This window comes from Thermococcus sp. 21S9, assembly GCF_012027635.1.
In the GTDB taxonomy this organism is placed as follows: Archaea; Methanobacteriota_B; Thermococci; order Thermococcales; family Thermococcaceae; genus Thermococcus.
Genome location: NZ_SNUS01000001.1, coordinates 553,990 through 578,619 on the forward strand (window position 1 = coordinate 553,990; position 24,630 = coordinate 578,619).

The 24,630-nt window shown below is 55.9% G+C and carries 25 protein-coding genes and 1 tRNA gene; 10 read left to right on the forward strand and 16 right to left on the reverse strand.

From position 1 onward, the window contains the following. Positions 1 to 9: 9 nt before the first annotated feature. The 6 genes from E3E28_RS03220 to E3E28_RS03245 form a co-directional block, all read right to left on the reverse strand. Positions 10 to 855 carry an ATP-dependent Clp protease proteolytic subunit gene (locus E3E28_RS03220; RefSeq protein ID WP_167914000.1) on the reverse strand — a complete coding sequence of 282 codons (846 nt, stop codon included), beginning with the start codon at positions 853 to 855 and terminating at the stop codon, positions 10 to 12. Positions 856 to 902: 47 nt separating this feature from the next. Next, positions 903 to 1,847 carry a carbamate kinase gene (gene arcC / locus E3E28_RS03225; protein ID WP_167915164.1) on the reverse strand — a complete coding sequence of 315 codons (945 nt, stop codon included), beginning with the start codon at positions 1,845 to 1,847 and terminating at the stop codon, positions 903 to 905. A gap of 142 nt (positions 1,848 to 1,989) precedes the next feature. Then, positions 1,990 to 3,252, reverse strand: a complete 1,263-nt coding sequence (locus E3E28_RS03230; RefSeq protein WP_167914001.1) for an NAD(P)/FAD-dependent oxidoreductase — start codon at positions 3,250 to 3,252, stop codon at positions 1,990 to 1,992. 45 nt (positions 3,253 to 3,297) lie between these two features. After that, positions 3,298 to 5,256 carry a glyceraldehyde-3-phosphate:ferredoxin oxidoreductase gene (gene gor, locus E3E28_RS03235; protein ID WP_167914002.1) on the reverse strand — a complete coding sequence of 653 codons (1,959 nt, stop codon included), beginning with the start codon at positions 5,254 to 5,256 and terminating at the stop codon, positions 3,298 to 3,300. Between the two features lie 150 nt (positions 5,257 to 5,406). Next, positions 5,407 to 6,534, reverse strand: coding sequence for a fructose-1,6-bisphosphate aldolase/phosphatase (fbp, locus tag E3E28_RS03240; RefSeq protein ID WP_167914003.1), 1,128 nt, complete (start codon positions 6,532 to 6,534; stop codon positions 5,407 to 5,409). A gap of 89 nt (positions 6,535 to 6,623) precedes the next feature. Then, positions 6,624 to 6,860 (reverse strand): hypothetical protein, encoded by a 237-nt coding sequence (locus E3E28_RS03245; RefSeq protein ID WP_167914004.1) that lies wholly within the window; start codon positions 6,858 to 6,860, stop codon positions 6,624 to 6,626. 93 nt (positions 6,861 to 6,953) lie between these two features. Between E3E28_RS03245 and E3E28_RS03250 the strand changes: the two genes are divergently transcribed. Next, positions 6,954 to 7,093: transfer RNA gene (locus E3E28_RS03250), tRNA-Trp, on the forward strand. A 64-nt stretch (positions 7,094 to 7,157) separates the two neighbouring features. Beyond that, positions 7,158 to 7,976 (forward strand): DMT family transporter, encoded by an 819-nt coding sequence (locus tag E3E28_RS03255; RefSeq protein ID WP_167914005.1) that lies wholly within the window; start codon positions 7,158 to 7,160, stop codon positions 7,974 to 7,976. Between the two features lie 14 nt (positions 7,977 to 7,990). Here E3E28_RS03255 and gcvT read toward each other — a convergent pair whose 3' ends face one another. Genes gcvT through E3E28_RS03275 form a run of 4 tightly spaced genes read right to left on the reverse strand, consistent with a single transcriptional unit; the run spans position 7,991 to position 12,996 of the window. Further along, positions 7,991 to 9,187 (reverse strand): glycine cleavage system aminomethyltransferase GcvT, encoded by a 1,197-nt coding sequence (gene gcvT, locus E3E28_RS03260; RefSeq protein ID WP_167915165.1) that lies wholly within the window; start codon positions 9,185 to 9,187, stop codon positions 7,991 to 7,993. 44 nt (positions 9,188 to 9,231) lie between these two features. Further along, entirely contained in the window at positions 9,232 to 10,455 is a 1,224-nt protein-coding gene (locus E3E28_RS03265) for an ABC transporter permease (RefSeq protein ID WP_167914006.1), read from the reverse strand. Next, the gene (locus E3E28_RS03270) at positions 10,448 to 12,307 is read right to left on the reverse strand and encodes a COG1361 S-layer family protein (protein ID WP_167914007.1); all 1,860 of its coding nucleotides are present in this window, start codon (positions 12,305 to 12,307) and stop codon (positions 10,448 to 10,450) included. The genes E3E28_RS03265 and E3E28_RS03270 overlap by 8 nt, the downstream gene beginning before the upstream one ends. Continuing rightward, positions 12,304 to 12,996: an ABC transporter ATP-binding protein gene (locus E3E28_RS03275; RefSeq protein WP_167914008.1), complete on the reverse strand. Its 693-nt coding sequence runs from the start codon at positions 12,994 to 12,996 to the stop codon at positions 12,304 to 12,306. Before E3E28_RS03275 ends, E3E28_RS03270 begins: the two co-directional genes overlap by 4 nt. Positions 12,997 to 13,088: 92 nt before the next feature. On the opposite strand from E3E28_RS03275, the gene E3E28_RS03280 reads away from it, so the two are divergent. Continuing rightward, on the forward strand, positions 13,089 to 13,925 hold the full coding sequence (locus E3E28_RS03280; RefSeq protein WP_167914009.1) for a universal stress protein: 837 nt from the start codon (positions 13,089 to 13,091) through the stop codon (positions 13,923 to 13,925). 89 nt (positions 13,926 to 14,014) lie between these two features. Here E3E28_RS03280 and E3E28_RS03285 read toward each other — a convergent pair whose 3' ends face one another. Continuing rightward, positions 14,015 to 14,602: a DUF99 family protein gene (locus E3E28_RS03285; RefSeq protein WP_167914010.1), complete on the reverse strand. Its 588-nt coding sequence runs from the start codon at positions 14,600 to 14,602 to the stop codon at positions 14,015 to 14,017. Continuing rightward, the gene (gene cutA / locus E3E28_RS03290) at positions 14,599 to 14,913 is read right to left on the reverse strand and encodes a divalent-cation tolerance protein CutA (protein WP_167914011.1); all 315 of its coding nucleotides are present in this window, start codon (positions 14,911 to 14,913) and stop codon (positions 14,599 to 14,601) included. The genes E3E28_RS03285 and cutA overlap by 4 nt, the downstream gene beginning before the upstream one ends. A gap of 69 nt (positions 14,914 to 14,982) precedes the next feature. On the opposite strand from cutA, the gene E3E28_RS03295 reads away from it, so the two are divergent. Further along, positions 14,983 to 15,258 carry an acylphosphatase gene (locus E3E28_RS03295; protein WP_014123048.1) on the forward strand — a complete coding sequence of 92 codons (276 nt, stop codon included), beginning with the start codon at positions 14,983 to 14,985 and terminating at the stop codon, positions 15,256 to 15,258. On the opposite strand, the gene E3E28_RS03300 is transcribed toward E3E28_RS03295, so the two are convergent. Next, the gene (locus E3E28_RS03300; RefSeq protein WP_167914012.1) at positions 15,242 to 15,835 is read right to left on the reverse strand and encodes a regulator of amino acid metabolism, contains ACT domain protein; all 594 of its coding nucleotides are present in this window, start codon (positions 15,833 to 15,835) and stop codon (positions 15,242 to 15,244) included. The two genes, E3E28_RS03295 and E3E28_RS03300, sit on opposite strands and share 17 nt — an antisense overlap. A 107-nt stretch (positions 15,836 to 15,942) precedes the next feature. Between E3E28_RS03300 and E3E28_RS03305 the strand changes: the two genes are divergently transcribed. The 4 genes from E3E28_RS03305 to E3E28_RS03320 all read left to right on the forward strand — a co-directional run bounded on the left by E3E28_RS03305 (position 15,943) and on the right by E3E28_RS03320 (position 18,623). Further along, positions 15,943 to 16,815, forward strand: coding sequence for an ADP-dependent ribose-1-phosphate kinase (locus E3E28_RS03305; protein ID WP_167914013.1), 873 nt, complete (start codon positions 15,943 to 15,945; stop codon positions 16,813 to 16,815). Between the two features lie 80 nt (positions 16,816 to 16,895). After that, entirely contained in the window at positions 16,896 to 17,183 is a 288-nt protein-coding gene (locus E3E28_RS03310) for a hypothetical protein (protein WP_042692357.1), read from the forward strand. Positions 17,184 to 17,309: 126 nt separating this feature from the next. Beyond that, the gene (gene tfe / locus E3E28_RS03315) at positions 17,310 to 17,849 is read left to right on the forward strand and encodes a transcription factor E (RefSeq protein WP_042692355.1); all 540 of its coding nucleotides are present in this window, start codon (positions 17,310 to 17,312) and stop codon (positions 17,847 to 17,849) included. Between the two features lie 42 nt (positions 17,850 to 17,891). Further along, positions 17,892 to 18,623 (forward strand): DUF2110 family protein, encoded by a 732-nt coding sequence (locus E3E28_RS03320; RefSeq protein WP_167915166.1) that lies wholly within the window; start codon positions 17,892 to 17,894, stop codon positions 18,621 to 18,623. On the opposite strand, the gene E3E28_RS03325 is transcribed toward E3E28_RS03320, so the two are convergent. From E3E28_RS03325 to E3E28_RS03335, 3 genes are all read right to left on the reverse strand, one after another. Then, positions 18,610 to 19,968 carry a hypothetical protein gene (locus tag E3E28_RS03325; RefSeq protein ID WP_167914014.1) on the reverse strand — a complete coding sequence of 453 codons (1,359 nt, stop codon included), beginning with the start codon at positions 19,966 to 19,968 and terminating at the stop codon, positions 18,610 to 18,612. The two genes, E3E28_RS03320 and E3E28_RS03325, sit on opposite strands and share 14 nt — an antisense overlap. A 130-nt stretch (positions 19,969 to 20,098) precedes the next feature. Further along, positions 20,099 to 21,004 (reverse strand): Mrp/NBP35 family ATP-binding protein, encoded by a 906-nt coding sequence (locus E3E28_RS03330; protein WP_167914015.1) that lies wholly within the window; start codon positions 21,002 to 21,004, stop codon positions 20,099 to 20,101. A gap of 83 nt (positions 21,005 to 21,087) precedes the next feature. Beyond that, on the reverse strand, positions 21,088 to 21,999 hold the full coding sequence (locus E3E28_RS03335; protein WP_167914016.1) for an AAA family ATPase: 912 nt from the start codon (positions 21,997 to 21,999) through the stop codon (positions 21,088 to 21,090). Between the two features lie 145 nt (positions 22,000 to 22,144). On the opposite strand from E3E28_RS03335, the gene E3E28_RS03340 reads away from it, so the two are divergent. Together E3E28_RS03340 and cooS are read left to right on the forward strand one after the other, a co-directional pair. Then, positions 22,145 to 22,666, forward strand: coding sequence for a 4Fe-4S dicluster domain-containing protein (locus tag E3E28_RS03340; RefSeq protein ID WP_206203794.1), 522 nt, complete (start codon positions 22,145 to 22,147; stop codon positions 22,664 to 22,666). Beyond that, positions 22,641 to 24,629, forward strand: coding sequence for an anaerobic carbon-monoxide dehydrogenase catalytic subunit (cooS, locus tag E3E28_RS03345; protein WP_240921645.1), 1,989 nt, complete (start codon positions 22,641 to 22,643; stop codon positions 24,627 to 24,629). Before E3E28_RS03340 ends, cooS begins: the two co-directional genes overlap by 26 nt. The last annotated feature ends 1 nt before the right edge of the window (position 24,630 follow it).

Consider the following 24,630-nt stretch of genomic DNA (forward strand, 5'->3'; position numbering starts at 1 on the left):
GAAAGTAACTCACTTCGAGTTCTCGGCCTTCTGGGGGTAGGGCATGAACTCCACCGTTCCCCTCTGTCTCATCGGTTGCTTGTAGAGCTCCATGAGGGCGTAAACTTCCTCGGGAACGTCGGTGCTCACGTGGAGGCCGAGCTCTTTGGCGTGCTCGTAGGTAATCGGGTAGTCGTGCGTCCACCTGCCCTCGGTGAGTATCTGTGCCAGCTCTCTCGCTTTCTCCTCGCCGTACCTGTCCTTGAGGAGGTGGTAGACGAAGTCGCGAACCTGCTTTATGGCCTTCTCAGCCACGTCGGCAAGGATTAGCGTCTGGTCGTCCACCTTTTCAACGCCCTTCTTCTCGACGGCCCTGACTATGCTCGGTCCCGGGTACTGGCCGAGCTGTGGGTCGACCGGGCCGAGAACCGCGTGCGGGTCCATTATTATCTTGTCCGCCGCGAGGGCTATAAGCGTTCCACCGCTCATGGCGTAGTGCGGGACTATCACGCGGGTCTCAGCAGGGTGGTCCTTAAGGGCCTTGGCTATCTGGGTCGCCGCGAGGACGAGTCCCCCTGGCGTGTGGATTATCAGGTCAATGGGCTTGTCCTTGGGGGCCATTCTGATAGCCCTGAGGATTTCCTCGCTGTCTTCCATGCTGATGAAGCGGTAGAAGGGTATGCCAAAGAGTCCTATGCTCTCCTGCCTGTGAATCATCGTTATTACCGTCGAGCCCCTGTTGCGGGAAAGCCGTTGGAGGATTCTTGCCCTAGCTATCTGAAGGCTCCTGTACTGCATCTGAGGCCATAGGAGCAGGTACAGGAAGAAAAGCCACCATATAAGCGAGCCAAAGAACCCGCTTGCCGCGTCGCTCATGTTATCACCTAATAGAAAAAGATGGAGGAGTATTTATAGGCTTTGGTTCAGTCCTTTACAACCTGGGTTCCCGTCTTCCCATCGAGGGCCTCCACTGCTTTATCGAGCGAGGCTATTATTCCCCTCTCACCTCCCCACTCGACGAACCTTATCACCGCCAGAACCTTCGGCCCCATGCTTCCCTTCTTGAAGTGGCCTTCCTCGTAGTACTTCCTCAGCTCCCCGACGGTAACCCTCTCAAGCCACCTCTCGTCCGGCTTACCGAAGTTTATTGCCGCGCCGTTGACGTCGGTGAGAATCATGAAGATATCGGCCTTGACTTCCTCCGCCAGCTTCTCCCCGGCCAAATCCTTGTCTATGACAGCCTCGACGCCCTTCAGCCTTCCGTCCTCCTCCACAACGGGAACGCCACCGCCACCGCTCGCGATGACTATGAAGCCCTTCTCCACCAGGTCCTGAATTACGGGGGCCTCGACGTGCCCCTTGGGGTCAGGGCTCGGCACCACCCTTCTCCAGCCCCTTCCGGAGTCCTCAACGACAACCCAGCCCTTCTCCTTCGCGAGCTTTTTGGCGGTCTCCTCGTCGTAGAAGGGCCCGACGGGCTTGCTCGGGTTCTGGAAGGCAGGGTCGTTCTTATCCACCAGCGTCTGGGTCACTATCGTTGCGACTGGCCTCTCAATCCCGCGCGCGCGGAGCTCGTTGATTAGGGCCTGCTGTATCATGTAGCCAATCTGCCCCTGCGTCATTGCTCCGGCCACGTCCATCGGTTGAGCTGGAATGCCGTAGACCTGCTGGCCCGCGTCCATGTGGAGGAGCAGAGCACCGACCTGCGGGCCGTTTCCGTGTGTTATAACGACCTCGTAGCCCTTCTCGATTATATCCGCTATCTGTCTGGCCGTCTTTCTCACGTTCTCCATCTGCTCCTCGTAAGTGCCTTTTTGACCTCGCTGGAGGATTGCATTACCGCCAAGGGCTATGACGACTCTCTTCATGAGCATCACCTCCTGGGATGAAGGATTCTGTGCCCGAGCATAAAAACGTTCGTTAGGCCCCAACGGTGTTCATTTGAAAAAGGTTCGGTGAGTGGTGAACTTAATTGGCAAACGTAAAGAAAAATAGCGGAAGGGCTTTCCTTCACAAATACCATTCCGAAAAGCTTCCGAGACCGAGTCTCTCAAGCGTCCTCATCACGCCCAGCGCTATCCCCTCAACCTCTATCCCGCCGGGGGGCTTGTAGGCATCGCCGACGACGTAAACATCCTTTACCGGAAAGTCCTCGACAACCTGACCGCTGGCGACCCTGTTCACGGGGTTTCCGTCGAGGTAGGTCTGAACGAGAAGGATTTCGCCCTCGCTATCGAGGTTCGGGAAGATTCTGTAGATGTCCTCAATGCCCTTCCTCCGCTCGGCCTTGACGTTTTTACTCTGCAAGGCGTGGTGGAGCATTATCAGGGTGTAACCTTCCCTGGCAAGCTCGGGACTGAGCGAGGAGGGCTCGTTGTAGCCGTTTATCCTCTCTGTGTCGAGGGTAAACACGACGGTGTTACCTATCCTCGGCTTCCCTTTCAGGGCGACGTTGTATTTAATGCCCTCGCTCGGCTTCAGCGAGTCAACGCGCTTCAGGTAATCGCTGTCGAAGTTGTCCCTCCCAATCAGCTCGACGGTCTCATTTATCCCAATGTTGGAAACGAGAACGTCATAGGGGAACTCCTCGCCTTCGGCGGTGATTGCCTTCTTCTCCTCAACATCGACTTCAACAACTCTCTTCCGCGTTAGAACCCTGCCCCCGTTCCGCTCGACGATTCTCGCGAGTTCGTTAGTTACGGCGCTACAACCGCCCCTGATAAGTCCCGGTCCGCCCCATTTAAGCGCGGCCTTGATTTCCCTCGCCAGCTCTCCGGCCGGGACGTCGAGGACGCTGTCGGCCCAGCCAAGGAAGCTCCTGATGAAGAGGTCAACGAACTCGTTGTCGCCTATCTTCTCCCGAATCCACTCGCGCCCGCTCATCTCGGCCTCTTCTCCCTCTGGGAGTTTGTTCCTCTTCACGTCGAGGAGCAACTTCGTCGCTTTGGCCTTCTCGGTGAAGCTCAAGTACTTCCAGCCCTCGCGGTAGTGGAACGTTCTGCCCCCATAGAAAATCATGCCCTTCGGGTTGGAGTTGACGATTTGAACGTTTGCGTTGAGGAGCTTGAGGAGATAAGCTAATGGCCCGTCCTCGCCGTGGGGGAGCATGTGGAAGGCACCGGTGGAGAGACCAAAGCCCATGTACGGAAGGTTCGCGAAGCGTCCGCCGATTTTTGGTGACTTTTCGAGAACGGTAACATCATAGCCGTTCTTGGCGAGAAATGAAGCGGTTAAGAGCCCGCCGATGCCCGACCCTATGACCACAGCCCTCATTCTACCACCGGGAAGAGAAGAGAGGGGAAATATAAAAGGGTGTCGTCAGAGCCTCCACTCAACTCCAAGAATCTCGCTGTAGGTCTCTAAAACCCTGCTCAAATACTCCTTTGCCGTGCCAACCTTGTCAAGCCTGAACTTCTCGGCCCACTTCTCGTTTCCGAACTCCTCACTGCCGGCCGAAACGAGGTCTATGACACGCATGCTGTCCCAGAAGACCGGGGTGTAGCCGGCCTTCCTCGCGTACTCGATGAGCCTCTTGAGCTGTCTCTTCGCGTGCTCCTCCATGTCGATGTTCTGGCCGTAGGCGTCCATGAAGAGCGCCTTCAAGACCGGCTTCATCCAGCCCCTGTGGAAGCGACACCAGCCGACGTTGTCGTACCAGAACTCCCATAGGGCTGAAGCGATTATTCTCTGCGCCAGCTCCTCCGGCTCGAGGAAGACGCCGAACTGGTAGAAGGTCCAGTAGCGACCCTGAATCGGGAGCGGTATGTAGTTGCCTATCGCCCAGTACATCGTGGGCGTCATCTCGCCGTCCTCGCCGAGCGGAGTGAAGACCGCGTAGTCCTTGAAGCTCTCGCCGTACTTGAGCCTGTCCTTGAAGCGCTCGTCGAAGATTACGCTCGCCTTCCTCTTGCCGAGACCGATTATCCTCGCTATCTCGTTCTCGCCGAAGGCTACGCGGTGTGCCAGTTCAGCCACGAGCCTGGCGTTGACCTCGCTCGCCTCGACAGGACGCTCGATTAGGGCTTCCTTCGTGAACTCCGGATTTCCGCTTAGGCCGACCTCCTCTGGCTTGAGGAGCCCGCGGTGGATAAGCTCAAGAACCCACGCGGCGGTTCCTCCGAACTCTATCGCGTCGAAACCCATAGCATCGACGGCGTGGACGCTTATGTCGCTGGCGCGGAGGCTTATGCTTCCGCTGAGCGGTCCGTTGGCCTCGTAGGGCTCGTACTCGACGTGGTGGCCGTTGCGGTACTTCTTGCAGACCACAGGACAAGGTTCGCCACAGGTCGTCCAGTTCTTGGGCTTTATTGCTTCCTCGTTGAAGGGCTCCCAGTAGTGCTTCATTATGTTCTCGTGGATTTTTATGCGCTCCTCCTTCGGAATGTAGGGCATCTGCCAGTTGAGTATCGGAACGAAGTCCCCTTCGGCCGGATAGTTTCCGCCGAAGGTTCCGCCGGTGTTGAGCTTTGGATTGAAGCGATACTTGGTGGTCTTCTCGCTTACGACCTCGTTGTAGGGCTTCTTGTGGACGCCCTCGACTATGCCTTTCGCCGTCCTGAAGTTAGAGATGTCCTCGCCCGGGAATTCCCTCTTCCTCGGCTTTCCGCCGAAGATTATGCCCACAACGTTGTGAGCCCTCAGCAGAACGCTTCCAGAGCCACCCCTTGCGGCCCAGTCCTCGCTACCGACGAGGCGCTGGCCCTTCCTGAGGGCCTGAGAGAATATCGCACCGTAGTTGGTGTTGAGGGAAGCTGGACCAACGACCGCTATCCGGTACTCGAAGTCAAAGCGCCCTCCAAAGGCCTCTATGAGGTACTGGGTGAGAGCATAGACACCCTCCTCGCCCTTGTAGTCTCTCCAGACCTCGATGACCTTCTCGAGCTCAATCTCGTGGAGCTCAACTTTAATGTTCTCGCCGTCGTTGTAGAGGAGAACAACAACTGGCTTCTCGGCCCTGCCCTCGAAGGTCACGAAGTCAACGCCAACGTTCTTGAAGGCGTAGGCGGCACCGCCCATTGCCGAGGGGAACAGCGTGCCGTAGAGGGGTGAGCGGAAGAAGAACATGAGCCTGTGTGCTCCAGGAAGGGCCGAACCCGAGAACGGCCCCATTCCCATCACGACGACGTTCTTCGGGTCATAGGGGTCAATGGAATGAGTCCCGAGTGCCTCGTGAAGCTCAAGACCGTAATCTATGACGCCGTAAACGTTATCCTTCTCGTATTCCTCGCTTTCAACCCTTCTCTCGTCCAGCTTGAGCCGGAGAACCGTGAACTTCATGGTCCCACCCCTTTGTATCACTCTAAGTGTTAGCTAAGGTTCGAACGTATTTAAGTTTTTCCTGTTGCGCTGAGGGCACGGAGAAGATGAACAGAACTGAGCATTGAATGAGATTGAAAGGAAATCGAAGAAGGAAGAGAATCGGGGGAATCACTCGATGTCCTCAAAGCGCTCCTCAAGCCTCTTCAGCACGCCCGGCAGGGTGGTGTACTCCATGTCCTCGAGCGGGAGCCTGTGGGGCTCGAACGGGCCGTGCCTGCGCATGTACTCGGTAATCTCGAGGGCCTTCTGCCTGGCGTAGTCGTAGGCCGGGTCGTCGAAGAGGTCAACCGGGCCGACGAGCTTTCCTTCGGGGCTTATCTGCCAGCCGAGCGCGACGACGCGCGGGGGTCCGTCGAACCTGGTCGGGTTGGCGTAGTTCATCGGAACGGGCATTATCGGGCCGTTGTGGGAGCCCCTCATCCATCCGCTGACGAGGTGCGGGAACGCGAAGGGCTCGAGGACCTCACCAAGGGCCGGAAGTCCGCTCTGGGCCCTGACTATGGCGACCGGGTCGTCCTTGCCAACGTACTCGCCGGCAATCTCGTAGAGCTTCTCGGTGCTGACAACAGCTACCGGCTCGTCCTTCGGGAGCGGGTGGCCCTCCTTCGGGTAAACGCGCTTGATGACGTACCTGCTCTTAGCTCCAATGAGTGCGAGAAGGTCGTAGACTTCCTCAGGGGTGTTGAGTATGACGCGCTTGTGCTTGAGGATGTCCCAGACCTCGAAGCGGAAGCCGGCGTGCATCTTGGGGTCAATGACCAGACCGGCAGTGTTGAACGGGTCGGCGAACATCCTGAATATCGGCAGGTTAAACGCGCCGGGCTCGGTCTTGTCCATGTGGAAGGTCACTATCGGCTCGCTCTTCCTGAGGGTAATCTCCATCTCTGCCACACCGGGCCCCATTCCGCGGACGTTTCCGCTGAAGGCGTCCTTGAGGAGGTCCTGTCCGGCGCCGTAGAGGCCGAGCTCCTTGGCGACCTTGGTTGCCTCCTCGAAGGCCTTCCAGGCGAGTCCGTGAACGTCGGGGCTGTCAACGCCCTTCTTGTGGGTCATGATGAGCTGGAGGTCGTCGCCCGCGTAGGCCACGTAGAAGTCGATTATCGTGCCTTCCTCCTTGGCCTTGGCAAGGACTTCCTCCGCGGTTTCTATCAGCTGTGGGTGCACCCTGGAGTGCCCCGGCCAGCCACCTATGTCGGCCTTGATTACGCTAATCGTTATCTTTTCTCCAACGGCCATGGCAAACCACCCGACGAGAATAGGGAGTTTTATACTTATAAAACGTTAATATCACCATAAATGATACGGCGGGCCTAAAAGGGGAAAGGTCACTCGCAGATGTCGGTCCAGCCGAACTGCTCCTTGACGACCTTGATGAGGTTCTTGAGCTCGTCCTTCTTGAGGTTGACGCTCGAACTCGCACCGACGAGGGCTATGATACCGTGGACTTCCTCCTGGAGCTGTATGACGTCGTCATGGACCTTGACAACCCTGAGCTCCCTCCTCGCGGTCTCGTCCTCCCCAATCTTGAACTTGTCCTTTCCGATAACGATTGGCTCCTCCATCACCACCACCTCATAGTATTTTTGTGTGTCAAAGTTAATAAAACTTCCGGGAGCAAAGTTTATAAACCCGGGGCGGTTAAGGTTGAGACGGATGGGGGCGTGGTGTAGCCTGGTCCATCATCGCGGGCTCCAGAGGTATGAGGACTTGCGGGTTTGCTGATTGGGGATGAGCCTTTGGAGCTCTGACCCGGAGAAACCCGCGGACCGGGGTTCAAATCCCCGCGCCCCCACCACAGAAACTTTGCCGGGCAAAGTTTCTTTAGAAAAACCTTTATTGTCTCAGCCATTATCCCAATCATGTCGCGGAAGCACGCCGTCGGGGCGGTTCTGCTATGGTCAACGGTGGCCTCTGCCTTCAAGCTCTCCCTCCGCTACATGAGTCCGTTTCAGCTCCTCTTCTGGGCGTTTCTAACGTCTTTCCTGTTCTACGGTTTTTTGTACCGCAAAAATTTCCGGATTTCAAGGGAAAACCTCCGCTCGGCATACCTCGGCTTCGTCCTCCTGCTCTACTACTCCGTGCTGTTCTCGGCTTACGACCTTCTGCCGGCCCAGGAGGCGCAGGCCCTCAACTACACCTGGCCCCTCGTTCTGGTTCTCCTCTCGGTCCCCCTGCTCGATGAAAGGCTCACCGCAAGGACCCTCACGGGCCTTCTTCTCGGATTTTCCGGTGCGCTGATAGTTGCAACGAGGGGCAACGTCCTCTCGCTGGACTTCTCGAATCCCATAGGGGACGCCCTCGGCCTCGGGAGCGCCTTCATCTGGGCCACCTACTGGCTCCTCAACGTTAGAGACAACAGGAGGCTTGAGGAGAAGATGTTCTGGAACTTCGCCTTTGCACTCATCTACGCATTTCCGCTGGCATTCTCTTCGGGGTTCTCAGTTCTCCCAGTCGGTATCGCCGGGGCGGTCTACGTCGGACTGTTCGAGATGGGAGTTACCTACCTGCTCTGGTACAGGGCTATTGAGGGAGACGTTGCCTTCGCCTCGAACTTAGCCTACCTCGTTCCCTTCCTCAGCCTGCTGTTCATCTCAACGGTTCTCGGGGAGAGAATAGAGGTCTCGACACTCATCGGACTGGCACTCATAGTTGCGGGCATAATACTCGGAAAACGATAAGAGAAAAGGGAAAATCACTCCTCCCTGAAGGCGCCGTACTTCTTGGGGTCGTAGAACGGTGGGGTGACCGTTACGGCCTTCTTGGGCTTGCCCCTTATCTCTACCTCCAGCTCGACGCCCGGCTTGGCGTACTCCTCCTTGACGAAGGCTATTCCGATTCCTATGCCAAGGAGCGGTGAGAGAGTTCCGCTGGTCACCTCGCCGATGACCTCTCCGTTGGCCAGAACCCTGTAACCTTCCCTCGGGATTCCCTTGTCGACCATCTTGAAGTGGACGAGCTTCCTTCCCAAACCGCGCTCCTTCTGCTTGAGGAGGGCGTCTTTGCCTATGAACTCCTTGTCCCAGAATATCGCGAAGTCGAGGTTGGCCTGGAGCGGGGTGACCTCGTCTATATCGGTGCTGAGGAGCTGTAACTCCTTCGTCTCGTTACCGTAGAGCGTGTAGCCGGCCTCGAGACGGAGAGTGTCGCGAGCACCGAGACCAGCGGGCCTTATGCCGTACTTCTCGCCGGCCTCGAGGATTCTCTCCCAGACGTGCAAAGCTTTTTCGGGCTTGCCCCTCTTCTCCGGGTTCGGGTGGTAGGGATTGGCGTCCTCGAAGTAGACCTCCCAGCCGTTCTCGCCAGTGTAACCGCTCCTCGAGAGGAGCATCTTGATTCCGTCGAGTTCAACCTCCTTGGCCTGGAACCACCAGAGGTCGTTGATGTCTATTCCGAAGAGGTCTTTAGCTAAGTCCCTTGCCTTCGGCCCCTGAACGGAGAACATGACCATGTCATAGGTCTTGTTCTCAATCTCGAGGTCAAGCTCACCGAACTTCTCTATTCCACGCTTTATGGCGTTGAACCAGGCTTCAAGCTTCTCGAAGGCATCTGAATCGCAGACCATCATGTAGGTGTCGTTTCCCATATTGAAGACGAGGGTCTCGTCCTTAACCGCTCCACGCTCGTTGAGAACCAACGTGTAGGTTCCACTTATGGCTGGAGGCTTGCTTATGTCGTTCGTTGTTACGTACTGGAGGAACTCCAGCGCGTCTTTTCCGCGGAAGATGAACTCGCCCATGTGCGATACGTCGAAGATGCCCACACCGTTTCTAACAGCCAGATGCTCCTCCTTTATGCTGGAGTACCAGATGGGCATCTCCCAGCCTGCAAATTCTTCAACCTTCTTGGCGTGCTCCTTATGCCAGTCGAAAAGGTGAACCCTCTTGACCATAGCCATCACCGTTCAAACTATGGTCATAGCGTTATAACACTTTCTCACTCGACGTGCCTTATCGCCTCCGCCGGGTTCAGCTCGGCCGCCTTCTTGGCCGGATAGACGCTCGCAACGATGCCGATGAGGAAGGTTATGCCGAAGGCCACCGCGACGACCCTAAGGTCAACGACGGGGTTCGGAAGACCAGGAGTTTTGGCGCGGAGAATCTGGACAACCACGTTCGCCATGACTATACCGGAGCCAAAGCCGATGACACCGCCGATTATCGTCAGCATTATGCCCTCGATGAGAATCATCTCGAGTATGAAGCGCTTCTTGGCGCCAAGGGCCCTGTAGGTCCCTATCTCCCTCGTCCTCTCCATAACGGAGGTAAGGAGAGTGTTCACAACCCCCAGTGCACCAACGATAAGCGCGATGCTTCCGATTCCAAGGAGGAGGTTGTTGAGCATGTTCTCAATCTGAACGACCACCTCTATACCCTGCCTCTCGGTTATGACCGTTGCACTCGGGAGCAGTTTCTGAATCCTCGCCTTCACGTAGTCCACAAAGTTCACATCATCAACCCAGACCTCGATGAAGCTTATCTTTCCCGGCTCGTTGTACATCTCCTGGAGCGTTCCGAGGGGAACGAAGACGCTCGTGTCTATGAAGCCCCCTATAAAGCTCTGACCGCTCTCCTGGAAGTTTCCGGAAACCTTAAACTCCCAAGCCCTACCGCTGGAGTCGTAGAGCTTTATCGTCTGGCCGGGCAGTATCTCCCAGTTGAGCGTTCCACCACCCTGCTTCTGAATCTTCCCGTTGGCTATGGAGTAGCCGAGCAGAGCTTTGAAGCGCGAGCCCTGGGGGATGAACTGACCCCTCTGGAGCTGGGGGCCGGTCAGGGCGTAGAACTTCTGGGCGTCCCTGGGGATTACACCCATGACCGTCACGGGAACCTCCCAGCCCCGGTACTCCATCACCGTGAACTTGACAAGGACAGGGTTGACGGCCTCGACGTGGTTTATCCGAGAGATGTCGTCAACGACGCTCTGGTTGAGGGTGTTGGTTCCTATCGTCCATATCGAGGCACCCATGCCAGGAAGGACTATTATGACGTTGCTCGTGCTCTGGAGGGTCTCGCTTATCGATAGCTGAAAGCCCTCCGCGATGGACACAAGGGCGGTTATCGAGGCTATGGCGATTATTATGCCGAGCATCGTGAAGAAAGTTCTCAGCTTTCTCCTGTGAAGGTTCCTGAAGGCTATCTTCAGTATCTCCCTATCCACGGCCCCTCCTCCAGAGCAGTATTGCCACCAGAACGAGAACGGCACCGCCGAGATAATAGTAGCGCCTGTCCCTCGACGGGGCTATGTTGGCCGGTATCTGAACCTCAAGGGTCTCGTTGAAGCTCGTGAAGTCTCCGCTGGGGAGCATGTAAGTCACCCTGACGGTAATTGGATACCTTCCCGCCTTCAGCGTGCCGTTCAGAACCACGAAGTTCACGCTGTCGTAGTCCATGGGCTCGATGCTTCCAACGTAACGCTCGCCGAGGGGGAAGAGGCTCAGAGCAGGCGAGCTAATCGAGACCGTGACCCCCCTTGCAGGGGCGTTTCCGTCGTTGGCTATGTCAACCTCGAAGTTGTACTTACCGTCGCTCACCCAGACGTTGCCCACGTAGGCCTTAAGCTTGGGACGCCCCTCCACCCGAACTCCAAAGGTCCCCTGGGACTTGTACTCAACTCCGTTCTTGTCGTAGTATGTTATGACGACGTAGAGGGGATAGATGCCGTTGGAGACATCCTTAACGGCAAAATAGAGCTTTCCTCTTGCCGTCCCATTGGCAGGTATCTCGCCGAAGTAAAGGACGCTCTGTCTCCCAATAGGGTACAGACTGCTCTCCTGAGGCTGTTCCTGAGCAGTTGGAAAGAGGCTGTACGTCTGAGTTCCCTCCTGCGGTTTGGTCGTCAGGACCTCGACCCTGACGTTGTAGGCTTCTTCGTTTCCAGTGTTCCTTAGGGTTACGGTCACGGTGAAGTTTGAAGCCGGCTGAACGGGGTTCGGCTGAACCTTAAAGCTCTCAACGCTCACCTTCGGCCGGGTGACATCGTTCACCGGCACCCCAACCTGAACCTCCTCCCTCTTGAGGACCCCGTTCTGGTCGCCGTACTGGAGCTGGATGTAGAGGGGATAGACGTCCGGTTTGAGGGCCTTGGAAGAGATTAACCTGAAATGGAGCGTTTTCACCTGGCCGGGCGCGAGTTCGTCGGTGTACTTTATCGGCCCCTCCATATATGCAGCGAAGGGAATCTCCTGCTGAAAAGTCGGAACGGTTACCGTTGGGAGTAGCGTTTTCTGACTCTCCTCGCTCCCCTGAACAACCGGCTGGGAGTAGAGGTAGACCCTCACGAACCTCGCAACCTGGTCTCCAACGTTCTTTATGGTAACGCTCAGGTTGAATACGCCACCGACTTCAACGGGCGTGAAGCTGACGTTTTGGATTACAACAACTGCTCCTTGAACGATGGAATAGCGAATGTACTTCGGGGCCAGAATCTTCATGGTGACGCTCCCGTTCGTTATGTTGTAAATCACGATGTCAACGCCGTGCCAGTAGTGGCCCCCAATACCGAAGTAGGCGTAGTCCGTGAAGCCATCGCGGTAGTAGCGCATGAAGACTGTTTTGTTGCTCACGTTTATGAGGGACAGCTGAACCGGGCCGTAGGAAAAGGTTGAATTGGCCTTCGTCGTCCCGTAGAAGACAGTTGTTGGCTTCGAGAAAACGGCGACGAGCGCCGAGGGATTGTCCGTTGGGTTCTTCACGTAGTTTAGGTAAACTTTGACGTCCCCGTAGGTGTAGCTCTGGCCCTCGCCGAGGGCAAACTCAACAGACGTAAAGTTCCGGTTGTCCCGGAGCTTGAACAGTACCAGGGGCGTTGAACCAGTCTGGGTGCCGTAGAGGAAGTTAACGACCGTCAGCGTGTAGTTTCCGAAGGTAAGGGACTCACCGAGTCCGAGGTAACCCGAAAAGACCTGCATATACGCGGGCTCCTGGAAGGTCGCGGAGGAAACGGGCCCAACCTGTCCAAAGGCAACCGCGATGAGCATGATGGCCAGAAATCCCGTGAGGGCTTTCTTCATAGGTTCTCCACCTCGTAGAGTTTTCCATCCCTAATCCTCAAAATCCTGTCGGCCTTTCTGGCCACGTCGAGGTCGTGGGTGACGACGACGAAGGTCGTTCCCTTCTCGCGGTTGAGGGTTTTCATGAGAGAAACTATCTCCTCCGAGGACTTCGTGTCAAGATTTCCCGTTGGCTCGTCGGCAAGGATTATGCTCGGCTCGTTGGCGAGGGCCCTCGCTATGGCGACGCGCTGTTGCTGGCCACCGCTCATCTCGGTCGGCTTGTGCTCCGCCATGTGGGGAATTCCAACGAGTTCAAGGAGACGTTTTGCGCGCTCAATCCGCTTTTTCGGCGGAACTCCCGCAAGAATCATCGGGACCTCGACGTTCTCGAGGGCGGTGAGGATTGGTATCAGGTTGTAGTGCTGGAAGACGAAGCCTATTTTCCAGAGCCTCATCTCGGAGAGCTCGTCATCGTCGAGCCCGATAACGGACCTGCCGTCTATGTAGAGCTCGCCCGAGTCGGGCGTGTCCAGAAGGCCGAGAATGTTGAGGAGCGTCGTCTTACCGCTACCGCTCGGCCCGATGATTGCCACGAACTCACCAGCAGTAATCTCAAGGCTCGCCCCCCTGAGGGCCGGAACCGTTACCTTGCCGAGCCGGTAGCTCTTGTAGAGCTCAACCGCTTTTAAAACGATTTTTTCACCCATGGTGGAAACTCAGCCGGGAGGATATTAACTTTATCCTCGAAGCCTCGGAAGTTCTAAATACGATGACGCCCAATACAATATAAGGTGATGTCATGTTTGAGAGAATCCTCTACCCGACAGACTTCTCCGACGTATCGCTCCACGCCCTCAAACACTGTATCCCCAGGCTCTTCGAGCTCGGTGCCAAGGAACTCTACCTCCTCCACGTCATCGACATAACCGTTGCGGAGCTTGAGGCGTTCGAGCTTGAAGAAATCTACCGCGAGAAGCTTGAGAAGCTCGCCGAGGAGCTGAGAAAGGAGGGAATCAACGCCAAGGCCGATGTGAGGGTGGGAATACCGTCGCTTGAGATAGCGGAGGCGAGCGAAGAGGCAAAGGTTGACCTCGTCGTGACGCCGAGCGTCGGCGAGAACATATGGAGACAGATGTTCATGGGGAGCACCGCCTCGAACCTCGCGAGGGCCACCAAGAGGCCGGTCCTCCTGCTCAAGTACGTCAAAAAAGACGACTCCTACGAACTGGCCGTTGACTGCTCCGAACTCTTCAAAAGGCCTCTGGTAGCGGTGGACTTCTCGAAGTGCTCAATCAGGATAGTCAAGACCGTCCGGAAGTTCGAGGAGCTCATAGAGCGGGGAATACTTCTGCACTCGGTCGACTACGGCAAAGTTGACGAGCTGGAGCACAACATCGAGATAGCCAAGAAGAACCTCGAGAAGACGGCGAAGGGTGTCAAAGCCGACTTCGAGCTCGAAGTCATGGTCGGAACCGCGAGCCAGGCGATAATAGGAACGGCACTTGCAAAGGGCGCAACGCTCATAGTCATCGGCAAGAAGGGCAGGAGCGTTCTCAAGGATTTGATACTCGGTAGCACGGCGGAGAGGGTCATGCGGGACTCGAAGCTCCCAGTCCTCCTCGTCCCGTGCGAATAGCCTCAGACTGGAACGGCTTCCTCATCAACTCGGTAGCTACCCTGTTGCCATCATCGGCTGTCCTTCCCTATTTTTCCGGCCTTATAAAGCTACTCCTTCGTGCTTTCTCCGGTCATGAAGGCGCTCGCCATTATGTGCGCCAGGCGGAGTGGTTCAGGAATCAGTCCGGTCTTCGTGGTTACCCTGACGACCTCGAAGGCCACATCAGGAGAAACGCCGAGTGCCTGGACGTAGAGCTTCCCAGGAATCATCTCGAGGAGCGGGGGAGCCTTCCTCAGGAGTTCAACCCTCTCCTCCCAGTCCGGGAAGTGCTTCCTCAGCGCGAGCTCCATGGCGTTTAAATCGGGTCTCTTCCTCACAACGACGATTACCGGGAGGCCGGTCTCGCGGTGAAGCCTCTCAAGGTCAACGACGTTGAAGCCCCCGTAGGTTATTCCCTTGAGGAGGATTACCCTTAAATCCCTGAAGCGGGAGTTATTTACGGCGTCAATCAGCTTCTCGGTTGCATCGGTTCCGTCAACGGTTATCCACCTCGAAACGGCCCCGACGACCTCCTTCGAGCCCTTCATGACGACACCGAAGAGAACCGTCTTTCTCCTTTCGAGCTTGGAAGAAAAGGAGAACGTCCCGTCGTCAAAGCCGACAACCCTTATCTCGGGCTTCACCTTGCGAATCATCCGAACAGCACCCTTGCCATCCACTCCGAGTACTCCCTGTTGAGCTTGTCGAGGTCAACCCTCGCTATCAGCGGGACCTCGTAGGGGTGGAGCTCCCTCAGCGCATCCCTCAAGGCCTTCCACCTGCTCACCTCGGTCTTGAGGAGAACGCCGATTTCTTTGCCCTCCTCTATCTTTCCCTCCCACCAGTACATCGCCTCGTGCTCCCTCATGTTGGCGCAGACTATGAGCTTCCTCTCGAGGAGCTCCCTGACGACCTTTCTGGCGCTCTCCCAGTCCGGGAAGGTCGTGTAAACGAATATCGCCTCCATTGGACACCCCTGAGAGAGTAGGCAAGTAAAGCTTAAATCCCTTGTGGAGAAATCGAAACGGGATGGTGTATGAGAAAGGTTAGGGCGCACCTTAGGATATACGGGCGCGTTCAAGGGGTCGGCTTCCGCTGGAGCATGCAGAGGGAAGCCAGAAAACTCGGATTAGCGGGCTGGGTCAGGAACCTGCCGGATGGTAGCGTTGAGGCCGTCGTTGAGGGAGACGAGGAGAGGGTCGAGGCGTTGATAGGCTGGGCCCACCAGGGGCCACCGCTGGCGAGGGTAACGCGCGTCGAGGTGAAATGGGAAGAACCGGAGGGGCTCGAAGGCTTCAAAGTCGTTGGGTGATTGCCTCCAGGAGAACCCTCTTGGGGCAGTACTTGACCTCACAGTAGTTGCAGACGAGCTTTTCCTTCTCCTTCTCCGGCGTGTGGAGTATGAGCCTCTGGAAGCCGTGGATGTCCTTTATCTTCGCGAAGGTCTCAACCGGGAGCGTTCCGTCTATGACGATGAATATCTTGCTCGTCTCTTCCCTGAGGTTCCTGCCAAAGACCTCCATGACCGGAACCTCGTTCTCCGCGAGAATCCGCATGACCTCTGCAAAGGCCCTCTGGTAGTTCTCCTTTTCAACGTCAATCTCGAGCACTTCCCAGCCCATCAGCGGGGCGACGTCTATCAAGCTCGGCAGGGGGTTGAGACGCTCGAAAATGAGCTTCAGTGGGTAGGTCTTCTCGATGTACTCGATTGTGTGGTAGATTATCTTCCTGTTGACGCCTATGGCTCGAGCGAGCTCGCTTATCGGCACCTCAACGTTCTTGAGGTAGATTTTACCGTTCCGCACGCTCAGGCCGTTCTCAAAGAGGAACTCGGCGACCTTCCTCCTGGCCGGATAGTTCTTGAAGTAGGCCTCAAGTATGAGCATCATCTTTGTTCACCTCTTACTCATACATGGGTAGAAATGGATATTTAAATCTTTCCCCGGACAAAGGTTATAACTCCAAACGCCGTATTCGGGATTCCGGAGGTGGTGGAATGCTCGACGTGATAGGCATGGGAAACCTCAACTACGACATAATCTTCCTGCTCGACCGCTTTCCCGAGTTCCACGAGAAGGTAGTTTCCAGGGAGGCCCACTTCGGCCTCGGCGGTGCGGCTGGAAACACGATAAGCTGGCTCGCAACCTTTGGACTGAAGGCAGGCTTCATCGGAGCGGTTGGAAGGGACGAGATGGGCGAGGCTCATCTGAGATACTTCGAGAGGCTCGGCGTCGACACATCGGGAATAGACGTCGTTGATTTGCCTTCAGGAGTGGCCGTCTCGATGGTTCACGGGGACGACAAGAGGATAGTCAAGCACCTTGGAGCCAACTCCCTCAGAAAGTTTAAGCCGGACTACGCGAGGAAAGCCAGGTTCCTGCACCTCTCGTCCAACCCACCGGAGCTCATCGAGGAAGCCGTTCGCTTCGCCAACGCCAGTGGGATTCCGATTTCAGTCGATATCGGAGAGGCAACGCTACCCAGGGAAGTGGAGGGCATGATTGACTACCTCCTCATGAACGAGGACGAGTACAGGAGGAAGTACGGCTCGCTCGACACCTCCCTCAGCAACGCCAAGAACCTGATAATAACGCTCAACGGAGGCGGTGCAATCGTCCGCGAGGGGGATGAAACATTCGAGGTTCGCGGGCTGAGCGCGAAAGTTGTTGACAGCACCGGTGCCGGCGATTCCTTCGATGCAGGCGTAATCTACGGGATTCTCAACGGCTGGTCGCTCAGGGATTCGGCGAAACTCGGCATGCTCCTAGCGTATCTCACCGTCCAGAAGGTGGGCGCGAGGAGTGCGATAGTTCCGCTCGATGAGGTGGTCAAACTGTCAAAGGAGCTGAACCTCGATTTGCCGTGGTAACGAAAGTTTTCGAGTTGGAAAACCTTAAAAATTCGGGTTTCAAAAAAGGTTAGGGAGCCGGAAGAGCGGAGGTGAGCCCTTTGGAAATAGTGATTGACAACTTTAAGCCAAAGATAACAAGGCCCTTCAAGAGGAAGAACGAGTACTGGGTCAAGCTCATCCTCCCCGAGGGAGAGGAGTACATAATGAAGTTCAAGAGCCCCCTCGAGGCGGAAGACGCGATTTACGGCATGCTCGACGACCTTCAGGTTTACGGGGGCAAGGTGAAGCTCAAGCTCCGTGAGGGAAACGTCATCGAGGATATCGAGGTTCTCGAGCTCTACAAGCCGTCCGCGAAGGAACTCCTCAACGAGTACTTCAACGACTGACGTCCTTTTCTGTTCATTATGGTTGTCATTTTGACAGGAAACTTATATATATCCCCGCGCCCAATATTTCTATTGGGGTCTATCCGTTTAGGTGACCGTTAATCAAATCGTGTGGAGGTCGTCCCAGTGGCAAGACGGAAGAACAAGGAGCTCATCGAAATCGCAATGGACATAGGCGGTGAGGAGGCCGTTGAGGTAGTCAAAGCCCTCGAAAAGATGAAAGAGGCGACCGATGAAGAGCTTGCTGAGAAGACTGGAATCAGGGTTAATACCGTCAGGAGGATTCTCTACCAGCTCAACGACCAGGGTCTGGCGGACTTCAAGAGAATCCGCGACCCCGAGACCGGGTGGTATTACTACTACTGGCGCCTTGAGACCAAGAGACTGCCCGAGATAATAAAGGCCCGAAAGATGGCCGAGCTGAAGAGGCTCAAGGAGATGCTCGAGGAGGAAACCAGCGAGATTTACTACTGGTGTGGCGAGGAAGGTCATCCGAGGCTCACCTTCGACGAGGCGATGGAGTACGAGTTCCAGTGCCCGATATGCGGTAAGATGCTCATGCAGTACGACAACAGTCGAATTGTCGAGGAGCTCAAGAAGCGCATAGAGGAACTCGAAATCGAGCTCGGCCTGAGGAAGAAGCCAAGGAAGAAAAAGAGCGGTTAAATAAGCGGAATGGACTCTTAATGAACTTCGGGGATGGTGAAGATGGAAGAAGTGGTTATTCTTGAGAAGGTTTACGGGGACAGGAGCGGTTTTGACAAGCTCCACAGGAAGCTCCGCTCCCTTCTGGGGGATTTGGAAGTCGAGTGGAAGCTATCGGCAACGACCAAGAACTGGGTCAAGGTCAGCCTCAGCGGTGAGGACGAAGAGATAAGCGCGAACCTCGTTAGGGACGAGTTCGGCGAGGTTCCCTACAGCCTCAAGAACGTCGAAACCGGAAAGACCTACAGGGGACGCTTTATAGACCTCGGCAAAGTCGGCTACGGCGCCTACGTTGACATTGGAATCTTCAAGCCAAAGCCCAAGGACGCGCTGATTCCGCTATACTACCTCAAGAAAACCTTCGGGGACATGCCGGTAAGGCAGATGATTCGCGAGTTCGGATGGGTGGACAACCTGCCCGTCGAGGTCGAGGTGACGAACGTCGAGTTCGGCGCCAGGGAAGTCGAGCTGGCCTTCAGCGACGCCCAGCTGAAGAGGATTAAGGAATGGCTGAGCGACGGTTACGACAAGCTCTTCATAACGGGGACGATAAGCGAGAAGGTTGAGGAGGCGCTCATCAAAACCGGCCACGGCAGGGACGTCAGGAGAATGGAGGAGCTCGGTTTAATGGAAACTCTACTCGTCCTCAAGAAGGGAACCCAGGCCCCGGGAATCATCAAGGCAATCGGCCCGCACCTTAAGGGGGCCGTCTTCGGCGCAATCAAGTTTGAATGACAGAGTGAACGAGCCTGACGGCGAGTATCGAAACGAGTGTCAGCGCGTAGGGGAAGAAACCGCCCACGAAAGGAGCAATCAGAAGGAACGCCAGCGTTGACAGGGTTATGAAGGCCGTCGGGCCCCTCCACCTTATTCTTCTCAGCCCTGTTAACAGGGCATAGACCACTATGACGAGTCCCAGGAGAGACTGGAGGATGAGGTTCTCGACGAAGCCAGGATGGGGCTGAAAGCTCGTCCACTTCGACAGCCAGTCGAAGCCGTAAACCCTGCACAGGGCCCAGAAGCCGGCCCACACGAGGACGAGGTAGGAGGAGTTCCTGAGCTTCCTTCCAGGGTACGTTAGGGCAAAGAACAGTGGAAAGAGCAGAAGGTACGGGTTGAAAATGGACGCAAGGAGCGTGGCACCTGCCAGGGCCAGTATCTCCAGGGTTCTCCTCGAACCTGGAACAAAGGAAGAGTTCGTTGCCACGGCTATCGCGAGGAGCATAAGCACGAGACCGGGAAGGGCGATGCCAACGGTGGCAACCTGTGAGCGGAAGAGCGGTGCCGAGAAAACGAGCCCGAAGGCTATAAAGCCGAGCGCCCTCTCACGCTTGGGGGCGACGTAGAAGAAGAGCCCGGTGAGGGTTAAAAGGAAAAGCCAGTGGGCCAACCAGAGGGTCTCGTCAGTTGGGGGAACAGCGGAGAGTATGTGACCGATGAGGGCCAGTAGCGGGGAGGATGGAACTGCACCCGCGGAAACGGACAGGGCCCGTGAGAAGAACTCAAGGAAGTTGCTCGGCAGAACGGGCGTTTCCGAGAGGGTGAACCAGACGAAAATGAGGGACGCACCGAGAAGGAAGAACCTCGCGGAGTAGCTCCTGTCCGCCCGGAGGCTAAGGCCAAAGAGCAGGACGATAGCAAACGCAAGAAGGGCAAACAGGGCCAGGGAAGTCTTTGGCGGAACCCAAATCTCCGAGAAGGCGTCGTGGGTGAGGTAAATGTTGTCCTCGCTTCCGGTGACGAAAAGGGTGTTATTGACGACGATTACCATGGGGGAAAGCGAGGCGCTCTCAGGAAGGCCCGTCAGGTTCCAGAGCCTCTTCATCTCGGGGTTCTCGTAGACGTTTCCGACGAGAACGAGCGTGCCGTTCCCGTGCTCAAGGACTTCACCGAGTTTGGCGTCAACGTAGCGTGCCCAGCCCTTTGCCCAGTAATCCCTGCCCGGAACGACACGGTAGGTTGCGTTGGAGTGTATGAAGCGTGTAAAACTGGCCTTATCGGGATAATAGCTAACCCCACCGGCCGAAACGAGCGGTGAAACGAGCAGGAGGAGCAAAAGCACAGCCAAAGCCCTTCTCATCCTCTCCCCGGGATAGGTAGGGGCAGGGGTTAAAAAGCTTAACGTAGCCTGGTCCAGCGCGACCCCATCGCAACGGCTCCCGCCGGCCTGAGTCGCGCCCGGAGAAGAATTGGCAAAAAGAAGTTAAAAATCACTCGGTCTTCTCCTGCTTCCCTTCTTCACCCTCGCCCTTCAGCTCTTCAAGCTTCTTCACGAGCCTGTCGGCGAGCTCCATGAAGGCTCTCGCGGCGGGGGTGTCGTCGTAGAGGACTATCGGGATTCCGGCGTCACTTGCCTCCCTCGCCTTGAGGTCTATCGGAACCTCACCGAGGAAGTCAACGCCCTCCTTCTCGGCCAGCTTCTTGCCTCCGCCCTTTCCGAAGAGGTCAATCTCGTTGCCACAGTGCGGGCAGATGAGGTAGCTCATGTTCTCGACGACGGCTATGTAGGGAACCTCCATCTTCTTCATCATGTTCACTGCCTTGCCGGTGTCAAGTAAAGCAACCTCCTGGGGGGTCGTGACGATGACAGCGGCGTCGAGCTGGACGTTCTGGACGACGGTGAGGATTTCGTCACCGGTTCCGGGCGGGAAGTCGATTATCATGAAGTCAAGCTCGCCCCACTTGACGTCGCCGAGGAGCTGTTTGATGGCCTTGGTGACGAGGGCACCGCGCCAGATTATCGGCTGGTCCTCCGGAACGAGGAAGCCCATGCTCATGACCTTGATGGGCGTTATCTGGCCCATGAAGTCGGCCATCGGCGGGAGCATCTCAAAGCGACCGTCTTCCAGCCTCTCCGCCAGAACGTCGGCCTTGTCCACGCCGAGCATCTTTGCAACGTTCGGCCCATGTATGTCCGCGTCGAGCAGGCCGACGTAGTAGCCCTTCTTAGCAAGCGCGGTCGCGAGGTTCACCGCGACGGTGCTCTTTCCAACGCCACCCTTACCGCTGAGAACCGCTATCTTGTACTTCCACTTCTTCTGCTTCTCCTTTATCCTCTCCGTGAGCGGGTCAGCGCCCAGACCGCCTATGTTGAGGGTCGGAGCCTTAATCGTCATCGTACACCACCGACGAGAATAGTTCGGTGAACTTAAAAACCTTTGTCCCAAAAAGGGTAAGATTGGTCAGAATTGTGCAATATTCACTCGGCGTACTTCAACAGTATATCCTTCAGTTCCAGGACCTTTCTGTAAGTGGGTGATTCCGGATTTCCCAAGATGGCCTCGATTTCGGGGTCGTACTCCTCCACGAGTTCGTCATAAGGGATTACCGTCTTGGTCGTGAAATCGTTAAAGCCAAGTTCATTGAGTATCCTCTCGACTTTCTCAACCTGGCTTTCCCTCTTCACTTTGTTTATCACGAGGTGGACGTGCTTAATGCCAAGCTGTCTTGCGAGCCGGGTGGCACTGACAGCGACCTGAACGGAGTTGTATGTCGGCTCAGTAAGCACAACTGCCTGCTTGAAACCCCTGGCGAGTGCCCGTCCAAAGTGCTCCAGACCGGCCTGGGTGTCCATTAAGATTACCTCACCTTTCCGAACGGTTATGTACCTCACAACAGCACTTAGAAGCGCGTTTTCCGGACAGAGGCATCCAGCAGCGGCTTGAACGACACTCCCCATCACTATGAGCATGACCCCATCAGGGCCAATAACCCCGAAGCGCTCGACGACATCCCTAACGTCTGGAGTTAGCGAGAAGTAGAGGCCCCATCCGGTTCCGGGCCGTGCTCCCGTCTTCTCTTCGATGTAGTCAAGGTTCCTGTTGAGGGGCACTATCTTGGCCCTGACCTCCTTTGGAATCCCGAGAGCGTGGGCCAGGTTCATCTGGGGGTCTTCGTCAACCGCCAAAACCCGATAACCGTCCCGTGCAAGAAGCCTGGCGAGCAGAGCTGTTATCGTTGTTTTTCCAACCCCGCCCTTCCCTGTCACGACAACTCGAAAGCCGTCCTCACCGGTTCTCCTGGAAGCGCGTCTGTTCAGCTCCTCCGCCACCGTGAACAACCTTTTTCTCCGCTCTTGTGTTTTCACACCGGGGTTGTAGTCCACATTCATAACAGTACCCACATCAATAGCCAGATATAAGTTTTTGGGAGGGAGCATTGAGCCCCCGCATTACGGCAAATCTTAAATTATCCCCCGGAGGGAAAGGCTAAAAGAATCACAAAGCGAAACCCAAATACCCAACGGGGGATATGCCTTGTCAGAGGGTTCAAGGTTAACTATCTTCATCAACCCGTCACGCTGTATCGGTTGCCATCACTGCGAGATAGCCTGCGCAGTGGAGCATTCCAAAAGCGGTAGCATACTGTCCGCAATAACGGAGGACCCAATCCCACTGCCAAGGATAAGAATAATCTCAGTGGGCACACAAAACCTCCCCGTTCACTGTTACCACTGTGAGGAAGCCCTCTGTATGGAGGCCTGCTTAGCGGGGGCCCTCTTCCGGGACCGGGACGGAGCGGTTCTCGTTGATTCCAATGAGTGCACAGGGTGTATGGCCTGCGCCACGGCATGCCCCTTCGGCATACCCGAGTTCGATGTTCTCAGGGGGGTAATGGTTAAATGCGACTTGTGTCCCGATAGGAGGGCAGAGGGAAAACTTCCCGCATGTGTTGAGGCGTGTAAAACAGGTGCACTGCAGTTTGGCAGTATCGAGGAGTTGCTAACAAGCACCGGCTGGAGTAGGGCACGTGATGGTGTGGGCGATGAGCGGGCGTGAGAAGATTTCAATGGACAAAGCCACTGAAGAGATGTTTCGCAGGGCGAGGGAACTCCGCATCGAGACGGTGTGGGATAGACTTGAAAAGCAACAACCCCAGTGCGGGTATGGTCTTCTCGGACTCTGCTGTCAGAATTGTATGATGGGGCCGTGCAGGATTAATCCCTTTGGTGGAGAACCGAAAAAAGGTGTCTGCGGTGCGACCGCTGATACAATAGTCGCGAGAAACTTCCTCAGGATGGTAGCGGCGGGTGCCGCAGCGCACAGTGACCACGGCAGGCACGTTGCGCTTACCCTTCTACTCGCAGTTAAAGAAAACGGAGGCACGGACTCCCCCGAGGGCAGGAAAATGTTCCTGGGAGCGGATGGCCTGGTCGTCCAAAGTTCACCGTATCAAATCAGAGACACCAAAAAGCTTAAAGCAATTGCCCAACGCCTCGGGATTCCCACAGAAGGCAAATCTGAGGCAGAAATAGCCCGGGCAGTGGCCAAAATTGCCCTGGAAGACTTCGGGAAACAGGACAGTAACCCACTAAGGTTTCTCCGGGCCTACCTCAACACCAAGACACTTGAACATCTTGAAAAGGCCGGACTCCTTGCCAAAGTCCCGGGCTGGGAGGCTGGTGTTCTGCCCAGGGGAATAGACCGGGAAATCACGGAGGCCCTCCATAGAACCCACGTTGGAACAGACCATGACCCTATGAGCCTAATCCTCCACTCGATAAGGACGTCACTTGCGGATGCGTGGGGAGGTTCGCTAATAGCCACAGAACTTCAGGACGTACTGTTTGGAACACCCGAAATCACAAGAACGGAGGCGAACTTGGGAACACTCAGGGAAGAATACGTCAACATAATAGTTCACGGCCATGAACCGGTTTTATCCGAGAAAATCGTCGAGGCCGCGGGCGACCCAGAACTGATAGAACTCGCGGAGAAGTACGGGGCAAAGGGCATAAACATAGTCGGGATGTGCTGTACCGGTCTGGAAGTCCTCATGAGAAGGGGCATCCCAATCGCAGGCAACTTCCTTCAGCAGGAGGCGGCCATCATAACCGGAGCAGTTGAGGCAATGGTAGTTGACGTTCAGTGCATAATGCCCGGAACCGTGGACGTCGCCAGGTGCTTCCATACTCTTGTGATAGACACGAGTCCAATCGCGACTTTCCCAGGCGCCATTCATGTGAAGTTCAACCCCGAAAAAGCCGACGAGATAGCCCGGAAGATAGTCAGGATGGCCGTGGAGAACTTCCGGAACCGCTCCGCCCACAGGGTCAGGATACCCAAGGTCAAACAAGCCGGAATAGTTGGATTCAGTGTTGAGACACTGATTGAACGCTTCGGAGGCTCGCTTGAACCCCTGAAGGAAGCAATCGTGGAGGGAAAATTAAGGGGCATAACGGCGATGGTGGGATGCAACAACCCCAAGGTTGCACATGATATGAACCACATCACCCTCGCCAACGAGCTGATGAAAAGGGACATTCTCCTACTTGGAACCGGTTGCTGGGCAACGGCGGCAATTAAACACGGCATATTCTTACCGGAGTACGCTGACACGGACAACGTTGGCCCCGGCCTGAGGAAGTTCGTAAAAGAATGGAATATTCCCCCGGCACTCCTTATGGGCTCCTGCGTTGACAGTACAAGAATACTCGTCACTGCAAGCCGTTTAGCTGAGGATTTCGACGTTCCCATAGCCTCGCTCCCCATAGTGGCATCAGCACCGGAGCCGATGGCTGAAAAGTCGCTCTCGATAGGTATGTACTTCGTTTCCAGTGGAATAACAACTCACCTTGGACTAACCCCTCCCGTTCTTGGAGGACGGGAAGTCGTGAAAATCCTCACGCAGAAGCTCCAGGAAATAGTGAGGGCGTCTTTCATAATCGAGAGTGACATGAGGAAAGCTGCAAGGGCAATAACGGACCATATAGACCGGAAGAGAAACGAGTTGGGAATCTAAA

Excerpts from the sequence above, each read along its gene's own strand:
- E3E28_RS03220 (WP_167914000.1), bottom strand. The coding sequence starts at position 855 with ATGAGCGACGCGGCAAGCGGGTTCTTTGGCTCGCTTATATGGTGGCTT.
- arcC (WP_167915164.1), bottom strand. The coding sequence starts at position 1,847 with ATGAAGAGAGTCGTCATAGCCCTTGGCGGTAATGCAATCCTCCAGCGA.
- E3E28_RS03230 (WP_167914001.1), bottom strand. The coding sequence starts at position 3,252 with ATGAGGGCTGTGGTCATAGGGTCGGGCATCGGCGGGCTCTTAACCGCT.
- gor (WP_167914002.1), bottom strand. The coding sequence starts at position 5,256 with ATGAAGTTCACGGTTCTCCGGCTCAAGCTGGACGAGAGAAGGGTTGAA.
- fbp (WP_167914003.1), bottom strand. The coding sequence starts at position 6,534 with ATGGCCGTTGGAGAAAAGATAACGATTAGCGTAATCAAGGCCGACATA.
- E3E28_RS03245 (WP_167914004.1), bottom strand. The coding sequence starts at position 6,860 with ATGGAGGAGCCAATCGTTATCGGAAAGGACAAGTTCAAGATTGGGGAG.
- E3E28_RS03255 (WP_167914005.1), top strand. The coding sequence starts at position 7,158 with ATGTCGCGGAAGCACGCCGTCGGGGCGGTTCTGCTATGGTCAACGGTG.
- gcvT (WP_167915165.1), bottom strand. The coding sequence starts at position 9,187 with ATGGTCAAGAGGGTTCACCTTTTCGACTGGCATAAGGAGCACGCCAAG.
- E3E28_RS03270 (WP_167914007.1), bottom strand. The coding sequence starts at position 12,307 with ATGAAGAAAGCCCTCACGGGATTTCTGGCCATCATGCTCATCGCGGTT.
- E3E28_RS03275 (WP_167914008.1), bottom strand. The coding sequence starts at position 12,996 with ATGGGTGAAAAAATCGTTTTAAAAGCGGTTGAGCTCTACAAGAGCTAC.
- E3E28_RS03280 (WP_167914009.1), top strand. The coding sequence starts at position 13,089 with ATGTTTGAGAGAATCCTCTACCCGACAGACTTCTCCGACGTATCGCTC.
- E3E28_RS03285 (WP_167914010.1), bottom strand. The coding sequence starts at position 14,602 with ATGATTCGCAAGGTGAAGCCCGAGATAAGGGTTGTCGGCTTTGACGAC.
- cutA (WP_167914011.1), bottom strand. The coding sequence starts at position 14,913 with ATGGAGGCGATATTCGTTTACACGACCTTCCCGGACTGGGAGAGCGCC.
- E3E28_RS03295 (WP_014123048.1), top strand. The coding sequence starts at position 14,983 with ATGAGAAAGGTTAGGGCGCACCTTAGGATATACGGGCGCGTTCAAGGG.
- E3E28_RS03300 (WP_167914012.1), bottom strand. The coding sequence starts at position 15,835 with ATGATGCTCATACTTGAGGCCTACTTCAAGAACTATCCGGCCAGGAGG.
- E3E28_RS03305 (WP_167914013.1), top strand. The coding sequence starts at position 15,943 with ATGCTCGACGTGATAGGCATGGGAAACCTCAACTACGACATAATCTTC.
- E3E28_RS03320 (WP_167915166.1), top strand. The coding sequence starts at position 17,892 with ATGGAAGAAGTGGTTATTCTTGAGAAGGTTTACGGGGACAGGAGCGGT.
- E3E28_RS03325 (WP_167914014.1), bottom strand. The coding sequence starts at position 19,968 with ATGAGAAGGGCTTTGGCTGTGCTTTTGCTCCTCCTGCTCGTTTCACCG.
- E3E28_RS03330 (WP_167914015.1), bottom strand. The coding sequence starts at position 21,004 with ATGACGATTAAGGCTCCGACCCTCAACATAGGCGGTCTGGGCGCTGAC.
- E3E28_RS03335 (WP_167914016.1), bottom strand. The coding sequence starts at position 21,999 with ATGAATGTGGACTACAACCCCGGTGTGAAAACACAAGAGCGGAGAAAA.
- cooS (WP_240921645.1), top strand. The coding sequence starts at position 22,641 with ATGGTGTGGGCGATGAGCGGGCGTGAGAAGATTTCAATGGACAAAGCC.